Genomic DNA, 7,242 nt, shown 5'->3' on the forward strand with positions numbered 1-7,242 from the left:
CTTCCTATCTGTTGTAAATTTCTCGGATGAGTTCTTGTGTTTTTTCCCAGCCTAAGCAAGGGTCTGTGATGGATTTTCCATAGACATCTGGATTGTCTTGGCGACCGTCTTCAATGTAGGATTCAATCATGAATCCGCGAACGTAGTTACGAATGGATTCGTTCCAGTCACGATTGATTAAGGTTTGACGGACGATACGGATTTGTTCCAAATAATTTTTCCCAGAATTGTCATGGTTGGTATCGATGATGATGAATGGATTTTTCAAGCCAAATTGATCATAGAGCTCAATGGTTTCCAAGAGATTGTCGTAGTAATAGTTTGGTAGGTATTTACCATTTTCATTGACTGCGCCACGAAGAATAACGTGAGCAAGTGGGTTGCCAGATGTTTCAACTTCAGTATTGTTGAAGAGGAAGGATTGCTTCTTCTGAGTAGCAAAAAGACCGTTGAACATGACTTTGAGGTTGCCAGATGTTGGATTTTTCAAGCCTGTTGGAACATCGATGCCTGACGCTACAAAGCGGTGCTGCTGATTTTCAACCGAACGAGCTCCGATAGCGATGTAGGAAACCAAGTCATCAACCAAAGGCAGGTTTTCAGGGTAGAGCATCTCGTCAGCAGTAGTTAAACCTGTTTCCGTAATGACACGATAGTGGAGGTTACGGACTGCTTTGATTCCGTTGATGAGGCTTGGTGCAGCATCTGTATCTGGTTGGTGCATGAGTCCTTTATAACCATCACCATTGGTACGTGGCTTGGCAGTATAGACGCGCATGACCATGAAAATTTTATCTTTGACCTCTTCTTGGAGCTTGGCCAAGCGGTGAGCATAATCTAAGACCGCCTCTTCATTGTCAGAAGAACATGGCCCAATTACTAGGAGAAGACGATCATCTTCACCTTTTAAGATGGCTTCAAGTTCACGGTCACGAGCTTGTTTTTTAGCAAGTGTTTCTGGAGAAAGTTTTGAATGTTCTCGTACTTGATTGATGTCAATTTTTTCGCTGATTGGTGTAAACAATAGGTCTTCCTCTTTCATTTATAGATTTCTCAATTATACCATTATTTTTAAGAATTTAAAACCAATATTCATGATTTTGTGTAAAAATTACAGTAAATTCTGAAAATTCTTTCTTTAATTTCTGTAGATTTTGAGTATCGCTTTTATTTAGATATAATTTTCCAAAAAAAATCTGAAAATATTCAATAAATATGATAGAATAGGTCTAACACTATTTCGAGGTATGAGTTATGAAATTAAGAACAAATATAGAAAAATTACAAGGAAAAATTCGAGTTCCGGGTGATAAATCAATCAGTCATCGTTCTATTATTTTTGGTTCCCTTGCAAAAGGTGTTACCCGTGTCCACGATATTTTGCGTGGAGAAGATGTCTTGTCAACCATGCAGGTCTTTCGTGATTTGGGTGTAAAAATTGAAGACAATGGTGATATTGTTGAAGTACACGGTGTTGGCTTTGATGGTCTTCAAGCACCAAAAAATGATTTGGATATGGGAAATTCTGGAACCTCGATTCGTTTGATTTCAGGCGTTTTGGCAGGTCAAGACTTTGAGGCGACTATGTTTGGTGATGATTCCTTGTCCAAACGTCCCATGGACCGAGTGACTATTCCACTCAGTCAAATGGGAGTAGAGATTTCTGGACAAACTGAACGTGACCTACCTCCGTTGACCATCAAAGGGAATAAGAATTTAAAACCAATTCGCTACCAACTCCCTGTAGCCTCTGCCCAAGTAAAATCAGCTCTGATTTTTGCTGCCCTGCAGGCTGAGGGAGAGTCGGTCATCGTAGAAAAAGAGTTGACTCGAAACCATACAGAAGATATGATTGTCCAGTTTGGTGGACAGTTAGAAGTCAATGGCAAGGAAATCCGCATCCAAGGTGGTCAGGAGTTTATTGCCCAAGAGATTACAGTTCCAGGAGATATTTCAAGTGCTGCTTTTTGGTTGGTTGCTGGCCTAATCGTACCAGGTTCAAAAATTGTCCTTGAAAATGTGGGAATCAATGAAACTCGGACTGGTATTCTAGATGTTATTAAAGCTATGGGCGGAAAAATGACCCTTTCTAACATAGATGAACTTGCAAAATCAGCAACCATTACAGTTGAAACGTCAGAATTGAAGGCTACGGAGATTGCAGGCGAATTGATACCTCGTTTGATTGATGAGTTGCCAATTATTACCTTACTAGCGACTCAAGCACATGGAACAACGATTATTCGTGATGCTGAGGAGTTGAAAGTTAAAGAAACGGATCGTATTCAGGTTGTTGCAGATGCTCTAAATAGTATGGGAGCAACTATTGAACCAACAGAAGATGGTATGATTATTCACGGACCAACTGCTTTACATGGTGCTGAAATCAATACATTTGGTGACCACCGTATCGGTATGATGACTACCATTGCCGCCTTGTTGGCCAAAGATGGAGAAGTTGTATTGGAAAGAGCAGAAGCTATCAATACTAGCTATCCTGCCTTCTTTGAACACTTAAATAGTTTGATGGATTAGGAGAACGTATGCCAATCGTTTTACTTGGATTTATGGGAGTTGGAAAAACAACAACAGCACATTTGTTAAATCTCCCAGTTTACGATATGGACCATATCATTGAAGAACGGATTGGTATGCCTATTGCTGACTATTTCAGTCTTGAAGGAGAGGCTTCGTTTAGACAACTGGAGACAGAGGTACTGAAAGAATTGCTGGGCTTACCTAGTAATTGTATCGTGTCAACTGGTGGTGGGGTGATTAAATCTGAAGTAAACAGGGAATTGCTGTTGGCAAATAGGGAGAACAATGTACTTCTTACTGCCTCCTTTGAAGTTTCCTATCAGAGAATTAGTAAGGATAGCCAATCGCAAAGACCTCTCTTTTTGCAGTGTAGTAAGGAAGAATTTGAAGCCCTCTATCGTGAACGAATGGCACTTTATCAAGGTTTAGCCGATACTGTAATTGATACAGATAAACTGAATCCAGAACAAGTAGCAAGGAAAATTTTATGCAAGTAGCCTATCTAGGACCTCGTGGTTCTTTTACACATCAAGTGGCCCAGCAGGCCTTTCCGACTGCGGATTTGCAGGCTTTTGAAACGATTACAGAGGTTATCAAGGCCTACGAAACGGGGGAAGTTACCTATTCCGTTATTCCAGTAGAGAACTCGATTGAAGGTAGTGTTCATGAAACGATTGACTATCTCTTTCATCAGGCGGAGATTCATGCGGTTGCAGAGATTGTTCAACCGATTGCCCAACAACTGTTAGCCACGAGTACCGATAAGGCTGTAGAGGTTATCTATTCTCATCCGCAGGCTATTGCACAAGGGAAGAAATACCTACTTGAACATTTTCCTCAGGCTCGTATTGAAATAACAGCTAGTACAGCCTATGCTGCTCGCTTTGTGGCAGAACACCCAGAAAAACCATTTGCGGCAATTGCTCCGCAAGCGGCAGCAGTTGAATATGGACTGGAAGTAATTGCGCAAGACATCCAGGAAATCAGCGAGAATTTTACACGTTTTTGGATTTTGGGGGATAAGGCTCCGTCTATTGCCCTGGAACAAGTAGCTAAAAAAGTCAGTCTTGCACTGACATTGCCAGATAACCTGCCAGGAGCCTTGTATAAGGCCATGTCTGTTTTCTCATGGAGAGGAATCAGCTTAACAAAAATAGAAAGCCGACCCCTGAAAACGGCTTTGGGTGAGTATTTTTTCATACTGGATCTTGACAATCAGTCTGAGGAATTATTAGCCTATTCTCAAAAAGAATTGACTAGTTTAGATATAACCTATAAAGTACTAGGGAATTACCTGGTCTATATGACCAGCTAGGATGAAGACAGATGAATAAAAACAATAATATCCTAACCCATCATGAACAATTGAGGTTAGATTATTTGCAAAAAAATATCCACTACTTAAATGACAAAGAAAGTCGCGAGTTGGATTATCTATTATATAAAAAAGAGTTGAGAGAACGGCATGGAAGTCCAAGGCAATCTCTACGTAGCTTCACACCAACGGCTTATGAAGATGACTTCGAGGAAGATTATTTTGAAGAGGATGATGAGCAAGAGGAACTGTTGCCTCGCTATCCTGAACGTAAATCCAGAAAAACAAGACAAGCCAAACCTCAACGGTTTCAGTCTCCTCGTATCGAGCCCAAAGCGAAAGTACCTAAACCTAAAAAAGCACGTAAAAAGGGTGGTTTCAAGCGCTTTATTGGTTTCGTATTGCTTGCTATAGCGTTAGTGATTGTAGCGATGGGCTATAGTTTTTTCAAAGGTATGAATAGCGTGAGTGAGAAGCCAGTAGCTGAGGTCTTCAACGGTGTAGATACATCGAATGGGACAAATATTTTAATTTTGGGAACAGATGGTCGTGTTGGCGAAAGCTCAGGTGAAACTCGAACGGATACCATCATGGTTCTAAATGTGAATAACACAGATAACAAAGTCAAACTTGTTAGCTTTATGCGGGATACCTTGGTGGATATTGAGGGATATGAATATAAACTCAATACTGCCTATACTTTGGGAGAACAGTATAATCAACAAGGGGCTGAAGAAGTTCGGAAGGCATTGAAGAATAATTTTGACATTGATATCAAGTACTATGCGATGGTCGATTTTGCAACCTTTGCGACAACGATTGATACACTTTTCCCTGAGGGCGTAACGATTGATGCACAGTTTTCAACTATTAATGGTGAAGTCGTTAGCTCAGTAGAAGTGCCGAATGATTTACAGCTGGAAGAAAATGCTCCTGCTTATCAAACGATTCAGGTCGGTGTACAGCAGATGGATGGTAAGACCTTGCTTAACTACGCGCGCTATCGTTCGGATGATGAAGGTGATTTTGGTCGTACGAGACGTCAACAGGAAGTGTTATCTGCTGTTATGACACAGGCTAAAAATCCAATGAAACTATTCTCTGGCTCCGAAGCTATAGGTAAGGTTGTGGCGATGACTCCGACAACAGTGCCACAAAGCTTTATGTGGCTACAGGGACCAGGCCTTCTATTGGATGCGGCAAATGGTATCGAACGTATTACAATCCCAGAAAATGGAGACTGGATTGACGACTATGATATGTATGGTGGTATGGCTCTTCGTGTTGATTTTGAAAAATACCAGCAGCGCTTGGCTGAGTTAGGCCTGCGTTAAGAAATATGGTATACTAGAAGTGACTTCGGTCACTTTTTTAGTGGTCCAAAAATAGAAAGTAGAATTATGTTAAAGAAAAACGATATTGTCGAAGTAGAAGTTGTAGATTTGACACATGAGGGGCAGGGTGTGGCAAAAATTGATGGTTTTGTCTTCTTTGTAGACAATGCTCTCCCAGGCGAGAAAATTTCCATGCGCATCTTAAAACTTAAGAAAAATATTGGTTTTGGTAAGGTGGAGCAATGGCAGAGCTTCTCATCAGACCGTAATCAGGACTTGGATTTGACCTATCTAAGAACAGGTATTGCTGACTTGGGGCATCTCACTTATCCAGCCCAACTAGCTTTTAAGAAAAAACAAGTTGAGAATAGTCTACGTAAGATTGCAGGCATTTCAGAAATAGCAGTAGCAGATACGTTGGGAATGGACAATCCTCTTGCTTATCGTAATAAGGCAGCTGTTCCAGTTCGTCGTGTGAATGGGCAGTTAGAAACAGGATTTTTCCGAAAAAATTCACATGATTTAGTTCCGATTGAGGATTTTTACATTCAAGATAAGGAAATTGATGCCTTGGTTCTAGCGACACGTGACCTCTTGAGAAAATTAGACTTGAAGCCTTACGATGAGAAAGAACAGACAGGACTTGTGAGAAATATTGTTGTTCGTCGTGGTCATTATTCAGGTCAGTTGATGCTAGTTTTAGTTACGACTCGTCCGAAGATTTTCCGTGTTGAAACCCTTATTGAGCGTCTGACAAGCCAATTTCCAAATCTTGTTTCTATCGTTCAGAATATTAATGACCAGAATACCAATGCTATATTCGGTCAAGAATTCCGTCTTTTGCATGGCAGTGAAATTATTACAGATACCATGTTGGGCAATGAATTTGAAATTTCTGCACCGTCTTTCTATCAAGTCAACACAGAAATGGCTGAAAAACTCTATCAGACCGCCATTGATTTTGCAGAATTGTCGGCAGATGATGTCGTGATTGATGCCTATTCAGGTATTGGGACAATTGGTCTCTCCTTTGCAAAACAAGTTAAGCATGTTTACGGTGTAGAAGTCGTTGAAAAGGCTGTCCTTGATAGTCAGAAGAATGCTGCTCGAAATGGGATTGATAATGTTACCTATGTCTGTGATAGTGCAGAATCCGCTATGCAAAAATGGGTGGCAGATGGAGTCAAACCGACTGTGATTTTTGTCGACCCACCACGAAAAGGTTTAACAGAAAGTTTTATCAAAGCAAGTACTTCTGTAAAACCAGTGAAAATCGTCTATATCTCTTGTAATGTGGCAACCATGGCGCGTGATATTAAACTTTATGAGGAATTGGGGTACAAATTGACGAAGGTACAGCCGACTGATTTATTTCCGAATACGCATCACGTGGAGACTGTTGCACTATTGTCCAAACTTGATGCTGAGCATCATATTAACATTGAAATTGATGAGGAAGATTTTAGTTCCATTAATATAAAAAAAGACGCAACATATTCAGAGATAAAAGAGCATGTTTTGAAAAAGTTTGGTTTTAAAGTTTCAAGTTTGTACATTGCACAAGTAAAACGCAAGTATGATTTAATTGAACGAGAAAATTATAATATATCTAGAAAAGCAGACGGTGACCAACATGTCACAAATTGTCCAAAAGAAAAAGAAGACACAATCAAAGATGCACTGAGATATTTCGGTATGATATAATCGAAAGTTTTGGTATAGGTAATTGTAATCTAAATAGATATTATAGAAATGGCAACATAAAAAATATGATTCTATTCAAATAAGAACAACGCTATTTTTATATTCTATTGATAGTGATAATTAATTAAATTAATATCCGCTATTGAATTTTATGTATTTTATATGCATTTGGAGCAATACTCCACTTTGGTTATAAAGCTGTATGTTTCTTTTTCTATTACTTCAATCCACGTGGAGTGTGTAACTCTGCTCGTAAAAGCTTAGAAACCTTTGAACGAAAGGGATAATGAAAGCCTTGATTGCAAGGCTTTTTGCTTTATGGTGGGTAAGTATCAGAGTGAGAAAATTTTT

Annotated in this window: 6 protein-coding genes; 5 read left to right on the top strand and 1 reads right to left on the bottom strand. The window is 39.7% G+C overall.

Annotation, left to right across the window (positions count from 1 at the left end; genetic code table 11):
* Positions 1–4: 4 nt before the first annotated feature.
* Positions 5–1,042 (bottom strand): 3-deoxy-7-phosphoheptulonate synthase, encoded by a 1,038-nt coding sequence (locus NOL38_RS00795; protein WP_277941098.1) that lies wholly within the window; start codon positions 1,040–1,042, stop codon positions 5–7.
* Positions 1,043–1,254: 212 nt separating this feature from the next.
* Here NOL38_RS00795 and aroA point away from each other — a divergent pair, with 212 nt between their 5' ends.
* From aroA to rlmD, 5 genes are all read left to right on the top strand, one after another.
* Positions 1,255–2,535: a 3-phosphoshikimate 1-carboxyvinyltransferase gene (aroA, locus tag NOL38_RS00800; RefSeq protein ID WP_029176011.1), complete on the top strand. Its 1,281-nt coding sequence runs from the start codon at positions 1,255–1,257 to the stop codon at positions 2,533–2,535.
* A gap of 8 nt (positions 2,536–2,543) precedes the next feature.
* Positions 2,544–3,035: a shikimate kinase gene (locus tag NOL38_RS00805; RefSeq protein WP_277941099.1), complete on the top strand. Its 492-nt coding sequence runs from the start codon at positions 2,544–2,546 to the stop codon at positions 3,033–3,035.
* A complete protein-coding gene (gene pheA / locus NOL38_RS00810; protein ID WP_277941100.1) occupies positions 3,026–3,853 on the top strand; it encodes a prephenate dehydratase in 828 nt (275 codons plus the stop codon). Before NOL38_RS00805 ends, pheA begins: the two co-directional genes overlap by 10 nt.
* Before the next feature lie 11 nt (positions 3,854–3,864).
* On the top strand, positions 3,865–5,187 hold the full coding sequence (locus tag NOL38_RS00815) for an LCP family protein (RefSeq protein WP_277941101.1): 1,323 nt from the start codon (positions 3,865–3,867) through the stop codon (positions 5,185–5,187).
* A gap of 66 nt (positions 5,188–5,253) precedes the next feature.
* Positions 5,254–6,891 (top strand): 23S rRNA (uracil(1939)-C(5))-methyltransferase RlmD, encoded by a 1,638-nt coding sequence (gene rlmD / locus NOL38_RS00820; protein ID WP_277941102.1) that lies wholly within the window; start codon positions 5,254–5,256, stop codon positions 6,889–6,891.
* Positions 6,892–7,242: the final 351 nt, after the last annotated feature.

The organism is Streptococcus suis (assembly GCF_029616525.1).
GTDB lineage: Bacteria > Bacillota > Bacilli > Lactobacillales > Streptococcaceae > Streptococcus > Streptococcus suis_AF.

Bases quoted from the DNA above. Each gene is read 5' to 3' on its own strand.
- NOL38_RS00795 (WP_277941098.1), bottom strand. From the start codon at position 1,042: ATGAAAGAGGAAGACCTATTGTTTACACCAATCAGCGAAAAAATTGAC.
- aroA (WP_029176011.1), top strand. From the start codon at position 1,255: ATGAAATTAAGAACAAATATAGAAAAATTACAAGGAAAAATTCGAGTT.
- NOL38_RS00805 (WP_277941099.1), top strand. From the start codon at position 2,544: ATGCCAATCGTTTTACTTGGATTTATGGGAGTTGGAAAAACAACAACA.
- pheA (WP_277941100.1), top strand. From the start codon at position 3,026: ATGCAAGTAGCCTATCTAGGACCTCGTGGTTCTTTTACACATCAAGTG.
- NOL38_RS00815 (WP_277941101.1), top strand. From the start codon at position 3,865: ATGAATAAAAACAATAATATCCTAACCCATCATGAACAATTGAGGTTA.
- rlmD (WP_277941102.1), top strand. From the start codon at position 5,254: ATGTTAAAGAAAAACGATATTGTCGAAGTAGAAGTTGTAGATTTGACA.